This is a genomic window from Streptococcus sp. SP8 (assembly GCF_030440045.1).
GTDB classification, from domain to species: Bacteria; Bacillota; Bacilli; order Lactobacillales; family Streptococcaceae; genus Streptococcus; species Streptococcus parasanguinis_I.
Genome location: NZ_JAQFJL010000023.1, coordinates 1 through 16,152, shown reverse-complemented (window position 1 = coordinate 16,152; position 16,152 = coordinate 1). Strand labels below are relative to the sequence as shown.

The 16,152-nt window shown below is 44.5% G+C and carries 15 protein-coding genes; 11 read left to right on the top strand and 4 right to left on the bottom strand.

The genetic code is table 11. From position 1 onward, the window contains the following. Positions 1-16 precede the first annotated feature (16 nt). A complete protein-coding gene (locus PCY11_RS10605; RefSeq protein ID WP_024055805.1) occupies positions 17-214 on the top strand; it encodes a DUF3272 family protein in 198 nt (65 codons plus the stop codon). A 42-nt stretch (positions 215-256) separates the two neighbouring features. On the opposite strand, the gene PCY11_RS10600 is transcribed toward PCY11_RS10605, so the two are convergent. Continuing rightward, positions 257-1,801 (bottom strand): helix-turn-helix domain-containing protein, encoded by a 1,545-nt coding sequence (locus tag PCY11_RS10600; protein ID WP_301362753.1) that lies wholly within the window; start codon positions 1,799-1,801, stop codon positions 257-259. Then, positions 1,782-3,449: a sensor histidine kinase gene (locus PCY11_RS10595; RefSeq protein ID WP_049475289.1), complete on the bottom strand. Its 1,668-nt coding sequence runs from the start codon at positions 3,447-3,449 to the stop codon at positions 1,782-1,784. The genes PCY11_RS10600 and PCY11_RS10595 overlap by 20 nt, the downstream gene beginning before the upstream one ends. Positions 3,450-3,644: 195 nt before the next feature. Here PCY11_RS10595 and PCY11_RS10590 point away from each other — a divergent pair, with 195 nt between their 5' ends. The 9 genes from PCY11_RS10590 (at position 3,645) to PCY11_RS10550 (ending at position 13,315) form a co-directional block, all read left to right on the top strand. After that, complete coding sequence (locus PCY11_RS10590; RefSeq protein ID WP_021153492.1) at positions 3,645-4,562, top strand: sugar ABC transporter permease; 918 nt, start codon at positions 3,645-3,647, stop codon at positions 4,560-4,562. Positions 4,563-4,577: 15 nt separating this feature from the next. Then, positions 4,578-5,474: a carbohydrate ABC transporter permease gene (locus PCY11_RS10585; protein WP_049475288.1), complete on the top strand. Its 897-nt coding sequence runs from the start codon at positions 4,578-4,580 to the stop codon at positions 5,472-5,474. Positions 5,475-5,483: 9 nt separating this feature from the next. Further along, complete coding sequence (locus PCY11_RS10580) at positions 5,484-7,046, top strand: extracellular solute-binding protein (RefSeq protein ID WP_070846060.1); 1,563 nt, start codon at positions 5,484-5,486, stop codon at positions 7,044-7,046. A 104-nt stretch (positions 7,047-7,150) separates the two neighbouring features. Continuing rightward, complete coding sequence (locus PCY11_RS10575) at positions 7,151-7,789, top strand: YesL family protein (protein WP_049475286.1); 639 nt, start codon at positions 7,151-7,153, stop codon at positions 7,787-7,789. A 181-nt stretch (positions 7,790-7,970) separates the two neighbouring features. Continuing rightward, positions 7,971-9,233 carry an ABC transporter permease gene (locus PCY11_RS10570; RefSeq protein ID WP_049506179.1) on the top strand — a complete coding sequence of 421 codons (1,263 nt, stop codon included), beginning with the start codon at positions 7,971-7,973 and terminating at the stop codon, positions 9,231-9,233. Between the two features lie 15 nt (positions 9,234-9,248). Further along, a complete protein-coding gene (locus tag PCY11_RS10565) occupies positions 9,249-9,881 on the top strand; it encodes an ABC transporter ATP-binding protein (RefSeq protein WP_070846062.1) in 633 nt (210 codons plus the stop codon). A 12-nt stretch (positions 9,882-9,893) separates the two neighbouring features. Continuing rightward, positions 9,894-11,270 carry an ABC transporter permease gene (locus PCY11_RS10560; RefSeq protein WP_070846064.1) on the top strand — a complete coding sequence of 459 codons (1,377 nt, stop codon included), beginning with the start codon at positions 9,894-9,896 and terminating at the stop codon, positions 11,268-11,270. Positions 11,271-11,342: 72 nt separating this feature from the next. Beyond that, positions 11,343-11,996 (top strand): response regulator transcription factor, encoded by a 654-nt coding sequence (locus PCY11_RS10555; RefSeq protein ID WP_070846066.1) that lies wholly within the window; start codon positions 11,343-11,345, stop codon positions 11,994-11,996. Further along, positions 11,993-13,315: a HAMP domain-containing sensor histidine kinase gene (locus PCY11_RS10550; RefSeq protein WP_070846068.1), complete on the top strand. Its 1,323-nt coding sequence runs from the start codon at positions 11,993-11,995 to the stop codon at positions 13,313-13,315. The genes PCY11_RS10555 and PCY11_RS10550 overlap by 4 nt, the downstream gene beginning before the upstream one ends. 184 nt (positions 13,316-13,499) lie before the next feature. On the opposite strand, the gene PCY11_RS10545 is transcribed toward PCY11_RS10550, so the two are convergent. Beyond that, a complete protein-coding gene (locus PCY11_RS10545; RefSeq protein WP_070846070.1) occupies positions 13,500-14,189 on the bottom strand; it encodes an ABC transporter ATP-binding protein in 690 nt (229 codons plus the stop codon). Between the two features lies 1 nt (position 14,190). After that, positions 14,191-15,294 carry an ABC transporter permease gene (locus PCY11_RS10540; RefSeq protein WP_070846072.1) on the bottom strand — a complete coding sequence of 368 codons (1,104 nt, stop codon included), beginning with the start codon at positions 15,292-15,294 and terminating at the stop codon, positions 14,191-14,193. A 641-nt stretch (positions 15,295-15,935) separates the two neighbouring features. Between PCY11_RS10540 and PCY11_RS10535 the strand changes: the two genes are divergently transcribed. Next, the coding region (locus PCY11_RS10535; protein ID WP_301362752.1) for a type II toxin-antitoxin system RelB/DinJ family antitoxin at positions 15,936-16,152 on the top strand (217 nt) is incomplete at its 3' end.

Here is a 16,152-nt window from a genome sequence, read left to right as displayed (position 1 = left end):
ATGGTAAAATAATTTTATGAATAGAAAACAATTTGCAGTGATAGCAGTCTTTACTGCTATGGAGACATACTTTTTCAATGAAGCGACCATGGCGGGTCAAATGCTCTTTACATGTTTTTGGGCCCTCTTGATCTTACGCAATCTCCAGACGGCCTATATGGTGGAGAAAATTGCTAGTGCCATTGAAAAAGAAATCAGAAAGAAAAGAAAATAAAACCTTTGAAAAGAAATCCTTTTTCAAAGGTTTTTTCTTGTTTTAAAAGGCTTCTTGGCATTGTTTGCGGTAATCTCCTGGGGAGAGGCCGACCTTCTGTTTAAAAGCCTTTGTAAAGTAGGAGTAGTTGTCATATCCCACCTGGAGGGCAACTTGGTAAATGGGGGTATCGCTTTGCGATAGCATCTCTTTTGCGGCGGCCATCCGTTTATCGGTGATGTATTTCACCAGTGTTTCGCCGGTGTCGCGCTTAAACATCCTCGCTAGATGATCTGGACTAAGAAAAACCATTTCGGCTAGCTTGGTGCGACTAATATCCTCCTTGTAATGGTGATCGATGTAGTCAGTGATCCGCTGGATGAGATTGGATTGGTGTTCTAGATCGATCACATAATGGCGAGCAGAGCTCCAGTAATCCCTAATATAGGCTTCAAAAGCTTCGATGGCATGAAAACGCCGTTCGAAGAGAAATTGATGGTGTTTGTTTTGAAATAACTTGTGGGCGAGAATGCCGTTCTTGTCCAGATAAATCCCAATTTGCTGGGTCCAGTCTAGCTGGAGTTCACTCAGAGCTGAGAGCGGGATGCGATCTTGAGTTTCTAAGCTATGGATGATTTGGAGGAGCTGTTCCGTCTCTAGCTGATTTGTAAAAGTGAGCGATGTCCGATGAGCAGGCTTTTGAGGTTGTGGAGCCAAAGAAGCATAGGAGTGGATACTGTCCCAATGGAAGACTTGTTCCTCACTGTATTGGCAGAGTTGCAGAGCCTTCATCAAGAGCGTCTCAAGGGAAATAGTATCTGAATAGAGAAGGATAGAGGATCGGTCTAAGTCTTGCTGGATCTTCTGCTGGATAGCCTTTAGGAAGTCTGCACACTCTGCGGTCTGATTCTTTTTGAAGAGGCAGAGGTAGCGATCAGTCTGGCTTTCGATTTTACTGAGGGCGCAGTAGTGGACAGGGAAATCCAGGGAGAGATCCTTGATACAATGGCGGAGCTGCAAGCGCCAAGAAGGGACGCTGGGGTGAAAGTCTTCTTCAACTAAGTGGAGAGTGATGAGGACTAAGAGGTAGTCTTCATGTGGTTTGAGGATATAACCCCGTTTTGTCACTTCTTGAAGGAGCTGTTCTGCTTGAGATGGACGTGGTTTTCGCAAGTAGTCATGCCAAAATTCAGCTTCTTTTTGTCCTTGTTGTGCTAATTGGGCCGCACTCTTGTGGCGCTTGATCTTATTGAGGGCTTTTTGAATGATAAATTCTAAGCGATCTGGGTCAATCGGCTTGAGGTAGTATTCAAAACTTTGGAGTTCAATGGCTTTTTGGGCATAATTGAAATCAGCATAATTGGTGAGGAAGATCGTTTGAATGTCATATTTTTCTGACCGGACCCAGGCTAGGAGATCTAACCCACTGCCTTGTGGCATCTCGATATCACTGATCATGAGGGCAATCGGGTGACTTTGAATGATGGCTTGGGCTTGGCTCAGACTGGAGGCAGTATATACCTGCTCAATGCCCAAGGCTTCCCAATGGATGGTTTCCTGTAGGGCTTTAATGATAAAACGATCATCGTCAACGAGTAGGATATTCATGTGTGTCTCCTTTGTAGGGTTCGTAAGGAAGGCTCAGTTGGATGCGGGCCCCTCCTTGGGATCCATTTGAAAATTGAAGGGTGTAGTGATCTGGATAGAGGAGATCTAGTCGCTCCCGTGCATTGGTCAAACCAATGTGGTGGCCATTTTCAGTGACTAAGGATTTTTTCTCTGCTAGATCTTGTAAGATAGCGGAGCTAAAACCGGGTCCATTATCCTGAAGGGAAATGGCAAGCTGTTGGTTTGCTTCTTCATGAATGGAAAGGTGAATGTGGAAGGAATCTTGGAAAGAAAAGCCGTGTTTGATGGCATTTTCCACAAAGGTTTGTAAAAGCAGAGGGGGAATAGCCGCATCTTTCAGACCAGGATCCCAGTCCAGGTCAAAGTGGATGCTGTCCCCATAGCGGATTTTCTGGATTTCTAGGTAATTTCGGATATGTTGGATTTCATCTGTTAAGCGATTGAAATCTTGATTGGCTTGAAAGAGGTGACGCAAGTAGTTGGAAGTCACCTTGGTCAACTCCTCGATTTCCTTATAGTCCTTGGTTTGGAGCATGCTGTGAATCATGGAAAGCATGTTGAGGTAAAAATGGGGTCGAACTTGATTTTTGAGGTAATTGAGTTCGACTTTTTTGAGATTGAGTTGCGCGTGGTAGGCTCGAATTTGGAGGTCTTTCATATGGATCAGAACCTGATTGAGCTTGTGATTGGCCTGATCGATCTCTAAGATCCCTTGGTCTTCGATTACATCTAGCTTGGTAGAAGCAGCATCTAGCTGAGAAAGGCGTTGGGTGAGTCGTTTCATCGGTTGGATCATCCGTTGACGAATATAAAGGATCAGAATGGTGGAGAGAACGGCGATGATCAAAGGGACCAAGGAGAGAAGGGTTTCCAGTACGATATTTGTACGGAAAACGTCTCCGTAATCGACCGTCACATACAGATCAAAAGGCAGGTGGGTTTGATTGCTACCGGCTTGAATGACGGAATCTGTAGCATGGATCTGGTTGGGGCGATCGATGGATAAGCGCCCTTTTTTCCCGATATTGAGCTTTTGCAAGGGTTTTAAAATATCCTGGGTAGAAATGATGGCATAGATAGCCTTGCCCTTGTAATGGAGGGATTTTAAGAGATAATCATGCTGGTTCAGGCTGATTCGTTGCCATTTTTGACGGGTCTTGTCTGTTTCTTTGTCATAGGTTTTAAGATGATCTTTCAATTGTACATAGTCCAGGTAGGGCAGTTGAAGACTGGAAGCGTTGAAAAAATGTGGGATATCTTTTGTCTCTATGAAAAAGGTAATGGGGCTATCCATCTGGTACTGAAACTCCGTGAAATCAATCCGCAGTTTTTTTAGATTTTCATGAAAATCCGTGAAATCAAGCGGAGTATTGAGCTCTGTCAAATAGTCATTGTGACTAATGGTACTGTACATAAAACGCTCAACGGAGTGAAGCTCTGTATTTAAGGAATCCGCATAGATATGAATCGAGTCCTCTAAATGGAGCATATTTTGGTGTTTAATAAAATTTCGGCTAATCCCACCTATCAAAAGGTTGATCAAGGTATTGACGACTAAGAGGAGAAAGAGTAGGCGCGAAAAAAATTGAATCGAGTGATCTCGTGTACTTCTGTGAATAGCTTTCATAATGAGCACCTCACATATATTATAGCACTATTTGAAAACGGATTCATGAACAAAACCGATATTAAAGTAAAAAAAATCGGGAAAGTGCATGTTTTTGTGTGGAGAAAACGGAAAAGTGAATGAAGATGCACGAAAAAGTTCTATAAAGATGGAAAGGATTCCTATAAAATAGAGGAGAAAGAAAAGGAGGGCCTTATGAAAAGCGAAGTAAATGCGAAGCAGAGCAAATTTAAGAAAAATATTCCTTTATATGTGCTGCTCCTGCCATCGATTATTTTATTGATTTTATTTGCCTATATCCCTATGGCGGGTCTAGTCATCGCTTTTAAAGATTACTCTCCCGCTACTGGGATATTTGGAAGTCCTTGGGCTGGTCTTAAGTATTTTAACCAGTTCTTCTCATCCTTCCAATTTGCGACAACCATGAAGAATACCTTGAAAATTTCTATTTACAGTATTCTGGTTGGTTTTCCCTTGCCGATTGTTCTAGCCATCATTTGCAACCAAATTCGTGTGGGCAAGTTCAAAAAAATCTTTCAAGTAACAACTTATTTGCCTCATTTTATCTCGACCATGGTCATGTGTGGGATGATTATTCTTTTTCTCTCTCCAAGTAGTGGACTGTTAGCCAATGTCCTCAAATTGGTCGGCTTAAAGATGCCTGCCCTCTTATCCAAACCGGGTAGCTTTGCGGGTGTCTATGTCTGGAGTGATGTCTGGCAACATATCGGTTGGGATAGTATCATCTATCTAGCCGCTCTATCAGCCATTGATCCAACCTTTTATGAAGCAGCGACTATGGACGGGGCGAGTCGATTGCAAAAAATCCGTCATATTGACTTACCCTTACTGTTACCAACGGCGATGATTCTCTTGATTCTCAGAGCAGGCAGCCTACTCAGTGTTGGTTTTGAAAAGGTCTTGCTCTTGCAAAATCCACTCAATCTGGCAGGAAGTGAAATCATTTCGACCTATGTCTACAAAGTGGGGATGATTAATTTTCAATATAGTTATTCGACAGCGATCGGTCTCTTTAATACCTTGGTTAACTTGATCATCTTACTGTCGGTCAACTGGTTTGCGAAACGCTATACCAAGACAGGATTGTTCTAGAAAGGAGGAGAAATTGTGAAATTGTTTCAACATGCGAGAAAGACCAAGTCAGAAATCCTCTTTGATGTTTTTATCTATGGTCTAGCGATTTGCTTGATTCTCTTGATTGTCTACCCTTTGTGGTTTGTCATTATTGCCTCCTTCAGTAATCCGTCTGATGTGGCAACTGGTAAGGTTTGGTTTATCCCGAGGGAATGGCGACTAGATGGCTATCAACGCTTGATTGAACAGCCTTTATTTCTAAAGAGCTATCTCAACACCATCCTTTACACGGTTGTGGGAACCATCGTTGCCCTGGTCATTAATATCCCGGCTGGTTACGCCTTGTCGCGAAAGGACCTCTTTGCTAAGAAATGGGTCAGTGTCTTCTTTATCGTTCCCATGTTTGTCTCTGGAGGCTTGATTCCCATTTATTTGACAGTCAAACAATTGGGTTTGGTCGACACCTTCTGGGTAATGGTCGTACCATTTGCAGTTTCTCCTTACAATATCGTTGTAGCTCGAACTTTCTTTAACAATAGTATTCCAGAAGGGATGTGGGAAGCCGCCCAGATCGATGGTTGTGGAACCATTCATTACTTCAGAAAGATCGTGCTCCCCTTGTCCAAGGCTATTATTGCCGTTATTGGACTTTGGACAGCAGTAGGGATCTGGAATTCTTGGTTCAATGCCTTGATTTATTTGACCAATGAAAATCTCCAACCCCTACAACTGATCCTGCGCCGTCTCTTAATTAGTAATCAAATGTTGCAATCGCAAGCAACAGGGGAGGTAGCTTCTGACCTCCGTATTAAGGCTGATATGATGAAATATGCAGCCATCGTTATCTCAACAGCACCGATTATGATGCTGTATCCATTCGTCCAAAAATACTTTAATCAAGGTGTCATGATAGGTGCCTTGAAAGAATAGGAGAAGATCATGAAAAACAGGAAATTTGCCTATCTGCTCCTTGGAGCAGCTGCTTTAGCTGGCTTGACGGCTTGTGGAGCTTCCACAAATAAATCAAGCAATGACAAGAATGATGGAAATACCTTCAAGATCACGACCGTTCGTTGGTCGGATTGGGGGGAAGACTATCACAAAGGTTTTCTAGATGATTCAGCCAAGGAATCAGGTATCAAGATCAAATGGGATACCATGGTGGCTGCAGACTGGTCGGATAAGAAATCTGTCCTTGTAGCCAGTGGAGATTTACCAGACGCATTCTTGGGATCCAATGCCTTTACGGATTCTGAAATCGCTCAGAACCAAAATATGTTCATTCCATTGGAAGACTTGATCAAGGACAATATGCCAAACTTGAACAAGGCCTTTGAAAAAGAACCGAAATTAAAAGCCATAGTGACCAACCCAGATGGTCATATTTACAGTCTGCCTAAGAAATTGCCAATGCGGCCAATCGTCGGCAACCAGCTCTTTATTAATAAGAAATGGCTGGACAACCTTGGCTTGAAGATGCCGGAAACCTATGATGAATTGGTGACTGTTTTACAAGCCTTCAAGGACAAAGATGCCAATGGCAATGGGGATGTCAATGATGAAATTCCATTTGGCTCTGGTAACTTTGATCCGACCTTCTCTTATATCTTGCCATTCAACAACCGTCTGGGTGGAGATAATACCTATGAAATGTCCGTCAAAGATGGCAAACCGGTCTACCTCCGGACGGAAGAAAGTTATAAACAAGGGATAGCGGCGATGCATGAAGCCTACAAGAAAGGCTTGATCGACCCTGAACTCTTTACAGAAGATACCTCTATGTCTGTTGCCAAACGGATGGATAAGGGTGTGGCGCGTGTCGGTGTGTCAAGTGGTTGGACAGCAGATGCAACCTTTGGCCAACATGCCAGCGAATATGCTCCTCTCCCAGCATTGAAAGGCCCAGATGGCAAACAATATGTCATTTCTGACCCAGATCATTTGAACTATGGACGCAATGAAATCCTGATCACAAATAAGTGCAAGGACCCTGCAAAATTGCTCAAATGGTTGGATAAATTCTACACGGATGATGCCAGCATCCAAAACTTCTATGGCTCCTTTGGTATTGCGACTGAAAAAGATGGTGACAAGTACAAGGTCTTGGCTCCAAAAGATGGTAAATCTGCCGATGAATGGGCTTGGATCAATTCCCTTCGTGACTTTGGACCAAAATATGTGTCGGATGATATCAATAGTCATGTCGACATCGACCAAACACAGGGTGATGGCCTCAAATTGAAGATGGACAAAGAATTGAAACAATACGCTTTGCCAGCATATCCAAATGTCATCTACTCTCAAGAAGAATTAAACAAATTATCCTCTATTTATGTAGATATCAACTCTTATGTTACCCAACAAGCTTCTAAATGGGTAGTAGAAGGGGGCATCGAAAAAGAATGGGATGATTACAAAGCAACCTTGAAGAAGATGGGCATTGATGACTTTATGAAGATTCAACAGGATGCCTATGATCGTTACCAAAAAGAAGTGAAGTAACAGGGGTCTAAATGGATTCAAGTAAGTAACTCAGGGGCCTAAGGCCCCTGAGTGCTTCCCTAGAGGAAGTAGCAGAAATTGAGATGAAGCACAAGGAGAAGAAGATGCAAAAATTATTTTCATTGGATGGACGCTTGGTCAAGATCTTGACCCGGTTGACAGACATCATTATCTTGAACACCTTGTTTATCGTTTGCTGCCTTCCGGTTCTCACGATCGGTGCGTCGCTTACGGCTTTAGCAACCATGTGGCACCGCTTGTTGAAAGGGGAAGATACGGATCTCGTCTTTCATTTTTTCCGTCTCTTTCGCACCAATTTCAAGCAAGCGACGGTGATTTGGCTGACTTGTCTAGGACTATCAGCCCTTCTTTATCTGGATTACTGTCTTTTTTCAAATACGGCCTTCTTAAATGAGTATGGAATTTGGATCTTGCTTCCCTTTTTCGTCCTTCTATGTGGAGGGATGACCTTGATCTTCCCTTATATCGGCCTCTTTGAAGACCCTACAAGAAAGGTCTGTCTGAATAGTTTCCTCATTGCTCTCTTAAATCCTATTCAAACCATCTTTCTTGTCTTCTTCAATCTGGCAGTAGTTTATATCAGTCTTAGTAGTCCGGAACGGTTACTGACAGCTATTTATCTCTTTACCTTTGGTGGTTTCGCCTTGTGGAGCTTCTTAAATGTTCGACTGACCGATCAGATCTTTTCAAAGATCCAAGAAGGAGGAGTCTTTGAAAAATAAGGTCAAGCAAGTGGGACGCATATTTTCCTAATATTATTTAAATCGAATAAAGTTTCCTAGAAAATCTAGGAAACTTTTTCTATTTCATAAACATTTCACATTTCTTTTCTATAATAACTATAACAAATGATGAAAGCGTCCACATTGCATTGCTATGGACCTTGAAATGGAGGGTAAGATCATGCTCTTACAACAGGCAATCGCCTATATTTCTCGAAAAAGAACGAGGAATCTGGTTCTCTTTCTGATTCTCCTTTTGATCCTTTCTTGCTTGTATTTCTGTTTTTCACTGATGCAAGTGGGAGGAAGGTTAGAGGAACATATCAAGCAGTCGGCTGGGACCAGCTTTGCCCTGACCAGTAAGCAGGGGGCTACTCCCTTTCCTCTAAAGGAGGCTAAAAAGGTGCAGCAGCTAGCTGGGGTGGGAGCCATGGTTCCTCAATATGAAAGTCCCGTTCGTATTCTTGGTAAAGAAGCGGTGACTGGGCAGCAGTCGGTAGAGCGGGATGATTTGGGTCAGGAAGCCAAGCAAGCGCTAGGCGCTGTTTTTACCCAGAAGACAGACCAGCACCTAGATTTCCGCAGTGGCAGTTTTCAACTGGTGCAAGGCAAGCACTTATCCGACAAGGCTCGCGGGCAGATCTTGATTCACCAAGAGTTGGCTAAGAAGAATAAGCTAAAGGTCGGAGATTCCTTGACCTTATCCAGCTTTCAGATGGGAGAGACTCCTGCCAAAGAGCAAACCTTTAAAATCGTTGGGATCTTTTCGGGTAAAAAACAGGAAAAATTCACAGGAATGACCTCTGATTTGAGTGAAAACCAAGTCTACCTTTCTTATGAGGATGCGACCAAGCTTCTTGGTCTCAGTCAGCAAGAAGTGACCCAGGTCACCTTTGGGGTCAAAGATCCTGAGAAAATCGATGCCCTCTTGAAGCAAGTCAAAAGCTTGGATCTGGATTGGCAATCGCTACGCGTGGTCGAAGATCGCAAGGCCTTTGACCAGATGAAGGAATCCTCTCAGACCCTAGAAGGCCTGGTGCGGATCATGATGATCGTCCTCCTGGTGACGGGAGCAGGTGCCCTATCGCTCTTACTCAGTCTCTGGACACGAGAGCGGATTCATGAAATCGGCGTCCTCTTATCCATTGGGAAGAGCAAGGGCCGGATCTTTAGACAGTTCCTCTTGGAAGTGGTGCTGGTATCCTTACTAGCAGTGATCCCAGCCTTTCTCATCGGGCGGATGGTCAGCCATCGTTTCTTAGAGCAGTTTGTCGGACAGACCGGTCAACAGCAAACCCTAGAATTGCTCAACCAAGTCCCTCAAGGCCTTTCCTTAGGAATCGCCTATGCTAGCCTCTTGTGCTTGATCCTTCTGTCGCTCGGTGTAACGACCAGCATGATCTGGCGCAAGAGCCCAAAAGAAATATTAACAAAAATGAGTTAAGGAGAAATAACACCTATGTTAGAACTCAAACATGTATCCTATAGCTACCAAAGTTACCAAGAAGAGATCTTCTCAGACGTGAACTATCAGTTCGCAAATGGGACATTTTACAGCATTATCGGTCAGTCTGGAGCAGGGAAATCGACCCTCCTCTCCCTCTTGGCTGGTCTGGACAATCCCAAGAAGGGGCAGGTTCTCTTTGATGGGGAGGACATCCAGACCAAAGGGTCTAGCTACCACCGCAAGCACCATGTCTCCCTGGTCTTTCAGAATTACAATCTGATTGATTATTTGACGCCACTTGAAAATGTCCGCCTGGTCAACAAACAGGCTGGGAAAGAGATTCTCTTGGAATTGGGGCTGGATGAAACCCAAATCAAACGCAATGTCCTGCAACTATCCGGCGGGCAGCAGCAACGGGTGGCCATTGCGCGTGCGCTCGTTTCAGAAGCACCTGTCATCTTGGCAGATGAGCCGACTGGAAACCTTGATGAACAGACAGCTGGTGACATCATTGCCATTTTAAAGAAACTGGCCAAGGAACGCCAAAAATGTGTCATCGTCGTCACCCATAGCAAGGAAGTGGCGGAGGCCTCCGATGTGGTCTTGGAATTGAGTCGTCGTAGCCTCGTTGAGAAAAGCAAGTAAGGAGGGAATGCTATGTTGCGCAATGCTTTTGCTTATATCACACGTAAATGGCCCAAGTCCCTCTTGCTCTTTGCCATCATTCTCCTCATGGGGACCTTGAGCTTGATCGGACTCTCCATGAAGGGAGCGACCCAAAAAGCTTCATCGGAAAGCCTGGGATCCATTACCAATAGCTTCTCCATGCAGATCAACCGACGGACCAATCCGGGAACCCCTCGGGGAGCTGGGAATCTCAGAGGAGAGGATATCGAAAAAATCAGCCAGGTAGAGGGGATCACCTCCTCCATCAGGCGGATCAATGCCATCGCGGATATCCTAGACCACGAGATCATTGAGACCGAAGAAACCCTGCAAAATCAATCTCCAGAGCGGGCCAAGCACTTCAAGAATACCTTGATGGTGACAGGGGTCAATGACTCTTCAAAAGAAGATAAGTTTGTCTCTGGAGCCTACAAGCTGGTCCAAGGGGAGCATCTGACGGATAAGGACAAAAACCAAATCCTCATGCACGAAGATTTGGCGAAAAAGAATGGGCTTAAGGTGGGCGATAAGGTGCGTCTCAAGTCCAATCTCTACGATGCTGACAATGAAAAAGGGGCCAATGAAACTGTCGAAGTGACCATCAAGGGCTTGTTCTCAGGGAAGAACCAAGCTCCTCTAACTTACGCACAAGAATTGTATGAAGATACCCTCATTTCTGACCTGGATACAGCTGCTAAACTCTATGGCAATACTGTCCAAACAGCTACCTATGAGGATGCAACCTTCTTTGCCAAAGGGGATCAGGACCTGGATGCCTTGATCGAAAAAATCAAAGCACTCGATATTGACTGGAACCTCTATGACCTGGTTAAGAGCTCTTCCAACTACCCAGCCTTGCAAAAATCCATCAGCAGCATGTTCCAAGTGGCGGACTATTTGTTTATCGGCAGCCTCATCTTTGCTAGTTTGCTTCTCACCCTTCTCCTCGTCTTGTGGCTCAATGCCCGTCGCAGAGAAGTTGGGATCTTGCTGGCTTTGGGACTCTCCAAGGTGCAGATTGCAGGGCAATTCGTGGCAGAATTGGTCATGATTTCCATCCCAGCCTTCCTCCTCTCCTATGGAGTTGCAGGACTTCTTGCCAAAACAGTCGGAGATACGGTACTCAAGAACGTAACCAGTGGCATTGCCAAACAAATGGCTCAAGAATCCTCTGCAGCCAACCTTGGTGGTGGAGCTGAGGCAGAAAGCTTCAGTAAGACCCTAACAGACCTCCATATGGACATCCAACCGAGCCAATTGTTGGTGATTGTTTTGGTTGGCGGCCTCCTCTTGATTCTCGTATCCATCCTTTCTTCTCAATGGCTCTTGCATAAGAAACCAAAAGATCTCTTGGTGGATGTCGAATAAGAGATTGTTTCCTAAAATAGAAATAGGGTATAATAGGAGGTAGAAGAAGTTTCTTAGATAAAAGGAAAGTGTATGAAGATACTAATCGTAGAAGATGAAGTCCTGATTCGCGAAGGGATGAGCGACTATCTCATGGAATGTGGCTATGAGGTCTTTGAAGCAGGTGATGGGCAGGAGGCCTTGGACCTCTTTCACAGAGAAGCGCCAGATCTGGTCTTGCTGGATATCCAGCTCCCTATCCTCAATGGCTTGGAAGTGCTCAAGACCATCCGGAAGACCAGCTCGGTGCCTGTCCTCATGCTGACGGCCTTCCATGACGAGGACTATAAGTTGACGGCCTTTGGAGAGTTGGCAGATGGCTACCTGGAAAAACCCTTCTCCTTGTCACTTTTAAAGGTCCGTATCGAAGCTATTTTTAAAAAGCTCCAGCCTTCCCGGGTCTTCACCTATGGAGAGGCACGGGTGGATTTTGAGAGCTACACAGCCAGCCTAGCTGGTCAACCTATCTCCATGAATGCCAAGGAGTTGGAGATCTTGGAATACTTGCTCCAGCATGAGGGCAAGGCCCGGACCCGCTCTCAGATCCTCGATGCCGTCTGGAAGGAGACAGAGGAGATTCCTTTTGATCGGGTGATCGATGTCTATATCAAGGAACTACGAAAAAAACTAGAGCTGGACTGTATCGTAACGGTACGCAATGTCGGCTATAAATTGGAGAGACCATGACCAAACGAAGTATCTTTGCAAAGATCTTTCTGATCACCTTTGCCCTATTTAGTGGCTTAGTCATCCTTCTACACGCTTCGGTTTACTTTATTTTCCCCTCGACCTATATCGAGTCCCAGCGCCAGACGATTTTGAAGAAATCCCAGGCCCTGGCCAAGAGTTTCCAAGGCCAGGAAGAAGGAACCATTGAGTCGGTCATTGACCTTTATTCCAAGACCAACGATATCAAGGTCTCGATCAAGGGCAAGGAAAAACAGAATGCCCTAGAGGTCAAGGATGACCTGCTCCTGAACCCTAACAGTCAGAACAATTCCCTGGTCATTGAGGAGCGAAAGATCCAGACCAAAGAGGGAAAAGACTTGACCTTGCAATTCTTAGCAACCGTCGATTCGCAAAAGGAAGCGCGGGACATCAGTCTGGGCTTTCTTCCCTATAGTCTTCTTGCTTCCTTTGTTCTGTCAGTGATTGCCTCCTATCTCTATGCCCGCCTGATTTCTGCTCCGATCCTTGAGATCAAGCAGATGACCAAGCGGATGAAGCGCTTGGATCGGACAGCCAGTCTTCCCATTCACTCGCAGGATGAGATCGGCGTTCTCAAGCAACAGATCAACGACCTCTATCACCATCTCCTAGAGGTGATTGACAATCTAGAGCAGCAAAAACAAGAAAATCTGAAGTTGGAGCAGATGAAGGTCGAATTCCTACGGGGAGCCTCGCATGAGCTCAAGACGCCTCTGGCCAGCTTGAAGATTATCCTAGAAAATATGCGGGATAAGATCGGCCGCTACAAGGACCGGGACCGCTATCTGTCGGTCTCCCTCGATATCGTCGATGAGATGAACCAGATCGTCCTAGAAATCCTGTCTCTCTCCTCTGTCCAAGAATTGGCCGGAGACAAGGAATGGATCCAGTTGGATCAGGTCGTAGAGCAGATCCTCGACCAGTACAAGGTCTTGGCTCAATCTCGCGCGCTCACGATTAACAATCAAATCCCTGACAAAGCAGTTTATATGGACCCAGCCATTCTGAAATTGGTCCTCTCAAATGTCATTAGTAATGCCGTCAAGCATTCGGATGCCGGTGGAGAGATCCAACTCCGTCTCGAAGAAGGAACGCACTTGGCGGTTGAAAATACCAGTCAAGAAATGGTAGAGACCGCTGAGATGCCAATGACTGCTAGCCGTCAGAAGAAGGAAGGCGGCTTGGGACTCTTTGTGGTCCAACACTTGCTAGACCATGAAGAACTGGCCTACCAATTTGATAAAACGGCTATGGGCTTGCGCTTCCGTATGGAGCTGCCCAAGGAGCCACAAGAATAAAAAGAGGCTGGGACAAAAGTCCTAGCCTCTCAATTATTTTTGGATTGTTGAGCAAGACGCAGTGGTTGAGTGGGCTCTACTACGCTGATTTCATCAGCTTTTACAGCCCTACTCAACTGTGCGGAGGTGGGACGACGAAATCGAATTCTAACGAATTACCGATTTCTGTCCCACTCTCTTGTATTTAATCAACCTTTTCTACCTTTAGTAACTGGCCATGTTTTAATTCATAAATGGTATCTACATAGGTCAGGATGGAGCGGTCATGGGTCACCATGATGGCGCTCTTGTTTTTGGATTTGACTTCTTTTTGGATCAATTGGGCGATTTCTTGCCCTCGATCTGGGTCTAGGCTAGCTGTTGGTTCATCGGCTAAGATGACCTGCGGATTTCCGATGAAGGCCCGAGCAATGGCTGCCCGTTGCTTTTGCCCACCGGACATCTGATTCGGGTATTGGTGGTAACAAGCTTCGATGTCAAGATCTGCCAACAAGGATTTGACTTCCTCTTGGCGTTTTTTCTTGTCCTTCTCTCCTTTTAATTTGGCTACCAGTTCTAACTGGTCACCGATTTTCATATAGGAGAGGAGCTGGTGATCCTGAAAGATAAAGCCGAGTAATTCCAGCCGTTTTTGCGTCCACTGGCCTTGGTTGAGACCGGTCAAGTCTTGGCCAGCGATGCGAATCCGCCCCTCATCCGCTGATAAAAGCAAGCCGGCGATGGCTAAGAGAGTGGACTTGCCAGATCCTGAAGGGCCCAAGATGGCGACAAATTCGTTGGGTTCGACGCTTAAATTAAGCTGATTGAGGACATGGTGCATCTGGCTACCATCGGCGTAGGATTTTCTGATATTTTCTAATGCAATAATGGCCATCTTATTCTCCATTTCCACCAATGACTTCGATTGGATCTACTTTTTTGATTTTGACAAGGGACAAGGCACCACACAAAATAGAGGTCAGGATAAAGCTAACCGAGATGGTGAGATTGTCCTTTAGGGTCATAAAGGAAGGGACGCTATTGGGTAAAAATGGCACCATCATGGTTGCCAAGCCAAGTCCCAGCAGCACTCCGATGAGGGAGATAATGGTGAGCTGGGATAGTTGGACATAGGTAATCTGGCTCATGGACATGCCAATAGCCTTCAAGACGCCGAACTGTTTCAACTTCTGCAGGGTGAGGATATAGAAGAAAACCCCAAGGATAGCAGAGGAAGCGAGCAAGAGCACCCACGTGATCATCCGTAGCGTCAGGTTTTGAGCCTTGTAGCCAGGGATTTTATCGATCACCTGCTTCTTATCCGCCACCATTAAGTTGCTGGCTAGATCACTAGAAGGGATGTTTTTCTTGGTCACAAGGGTTTGGGCTTGCCATTGATAGCTTGGATCTGTTTTTTGCCGCATGCCTGTGTAGGTTTCCGAGCTGATAAAGCCAATCTCGCTGTAGCCGTATTTGGCATTTTTCGCGAAGGCCACGACCTTGAGTTTTTGCTTAGAGGTTTTATCGATCACGCGATCGCCGACTTGGATTCCCTCATCCTCTTTGAAAGAACTGTCCAAAATGACCTCGTTTTTCTTTAAGTCGGAGATCTTGAGGTCTGTATCTTCCATGATTGGATTGAGGATTTCTTCTTCATTGTGATCGGTCGCGAAGTAGGTGATATCCAGAGTGTTGGAATCCTCTGATTTTGAGACGGTTGCCCGCTGGATGGACAAACCCGAATAGTCCATCCCCTCTATCTTTTGGACCTCATCTAAATCTTTCTCCGTAATGGTTGAAAAGGGGATAATCCCTTCTGAATCCGTAGAAAGGATGTAGTGCAGCGACCCATAGTTATCGATTTGAGCCGATACCGAACGGCCCAGTCCATTTGTCAGCCCGGACAAGAACACCACCATAAACATGAGAATGGTAATGAGGAGCTCAATCAGGATAAACTTCTTGGGTTGGTATTTAATTTCATTCCATGCGATTTTCATATTCGTTCTCCTTTTAGCACGGAGGTGCTCAAGTAGCTTGGCACCTAAACATACTCTACCATCATACCACAAGTGGGGGGAGAATAGGGGGATGGTGTTTGGGGAGTATGAAGGAATCGGATTTGTTTCTCAATTATTAATTATTAATTGTTAATATATACAAAAAAGAGATATGCTATAGACAAACAAAAAAGCTTTGATTTCAAGGCTTTTTCCTGTTGATTTAGATGCCCCCTGCATGAAATCCTTCATTTTAGTGTAGAAGAAAATAGCAATAGAAGCTTGAAATTGAGGGGTTTTATTAAAATCTTTCTTCGAATAAAAGTGATTTGAAATACAACTTGGTACAAATAAACTTCAATTTTATGAACATATAAGTTTATAAAGTTTATAATTATATGTTTCCGAAAAACATATCTTTTTCAGAAAGTGGAACAATAAGCAAAAAAACAGCCCCAACGGTTGGGGCTGTTGGTGTTTCTGATGAAATATCTTAATCATTTCAATTTAAAATGTTCCAAAATAATTATTTCAACATTAATTTTTGATAATTTATACAAAAAAATTCTCAATGAGAAAAAATAGTTTGAAAAAATCTGTTTTTTTGTGTATAATGTACACAAAAAGATGAGGTGATTTAAATGGCTATTACAACTACAAAAGCAAGATTGAATCTAAGTATTGACTCTGAATTAAAACAGGAAGTTGGTGAGGTCTTGAAGGAGATTGGGCTTGACTATACTACAGCAATTAATTTATATTTCAATAAAATCAGACGTGATCGTAAAATTCCATTTGAACTTGAAGCACGAAAAAATTTAACTGTCGATGAATTTCTTGGTTCAAATTGGCGTGAAG

Excerpts from the sequence above, each read along its gene's own strand:
- PCY11_RS10580 (WP_070846060.1), top strand. The coding sequence starts at position 5,484 with ATGAAAAACAGGAAATTTGCCTATCTGCTCCTTGGAGCAGCTGCTTTA.
- PCY11_RS10555 (WP_070846066.1), top strand. The coding sequence starts at position 11,343 with ATGAAGATACTAATCGTAGAAGATGAAGTCCTGATTCGCGAAGGGATG.
- PCY11_RS10605 (WP_024055805.1), top strand. The coding sequence starts at position 17 with ATGAATAGAAAACAATTTGCAGTGATAGCAGTCTTTACTGCTATGGAG.
- PCY11_RS10540 (WP_070846072.1), bottom strand. The coding sequence starts at position 15,294 with ATGAAAATCGCATGGAATGAAATTAAATACCAACCCAAGAAGTTTATC.
- PCY11_RS10570 (WP_049506179.1), top strand. The coding sequence starts at position 7,971 with ATGCTCTTACAACAGGCAATCGCCTATATTTCTCGAAAAAGAACGAGG.
- PCY11_RS10565 (WP_070846062.1), top strand. The coding sequence starts at position 9,249 with ATGTTAGAACTCAAACATGTATCCTATAGCTACCAAAGTTACCAAGAA.
- PCY11_RS10600 (WP_301362753.1), bottom strand. The coding sequence starts at position 1,801 with ATGAATATCCTACTCGTTGACGATGATCGTTTTATCATTAAAGCCCTA.
- PCY11_RS10590 (WP_021153492.1), top strand. The coding sequence starts at position 3,645 with ATGAAAAGCGAAGTAAATGCGAAGCAGAGCAAATTTAAGAAAAATATT.
- PCY11_RS10575 (WP_049475286.1), top strand. The coding sequence starts at position 7,151 with ATGCAAAAATTATTTTCATTGGATGGACGCTTGGTCAAGATCTTGACC.
- PCY11_RS10560 (WP_070846064.1), top strand. The coding sequence starts at position 9,894 with ATGTTGCGCAATGCTTTTGCTTATATCACACGTAAATGGCCCAAGTCC.
- PCY11_RS10545 (WP_070846070.1), bottom strand. The coding sequence starts at position 14,189 with ATGGCCATTATTGCATTAGAAAATATCAGAAAATCCTACGCCGATGGT.
- PCY11_RS10595 (WP_049475289.1), bottom strand. The coding sequence starts at position 3,449 with ATGAAAGCTATTCACAGAAGTACACGAGATCACTCGATTCAATTTTTT.
- PCY11_RS10550 (WP_070846068.1), top strand. The coding sequence starts at position 11,993 with ATGACCAAACGAAGTATCTTTGCAAAGATCTTTCTGATCACCTTTGCC.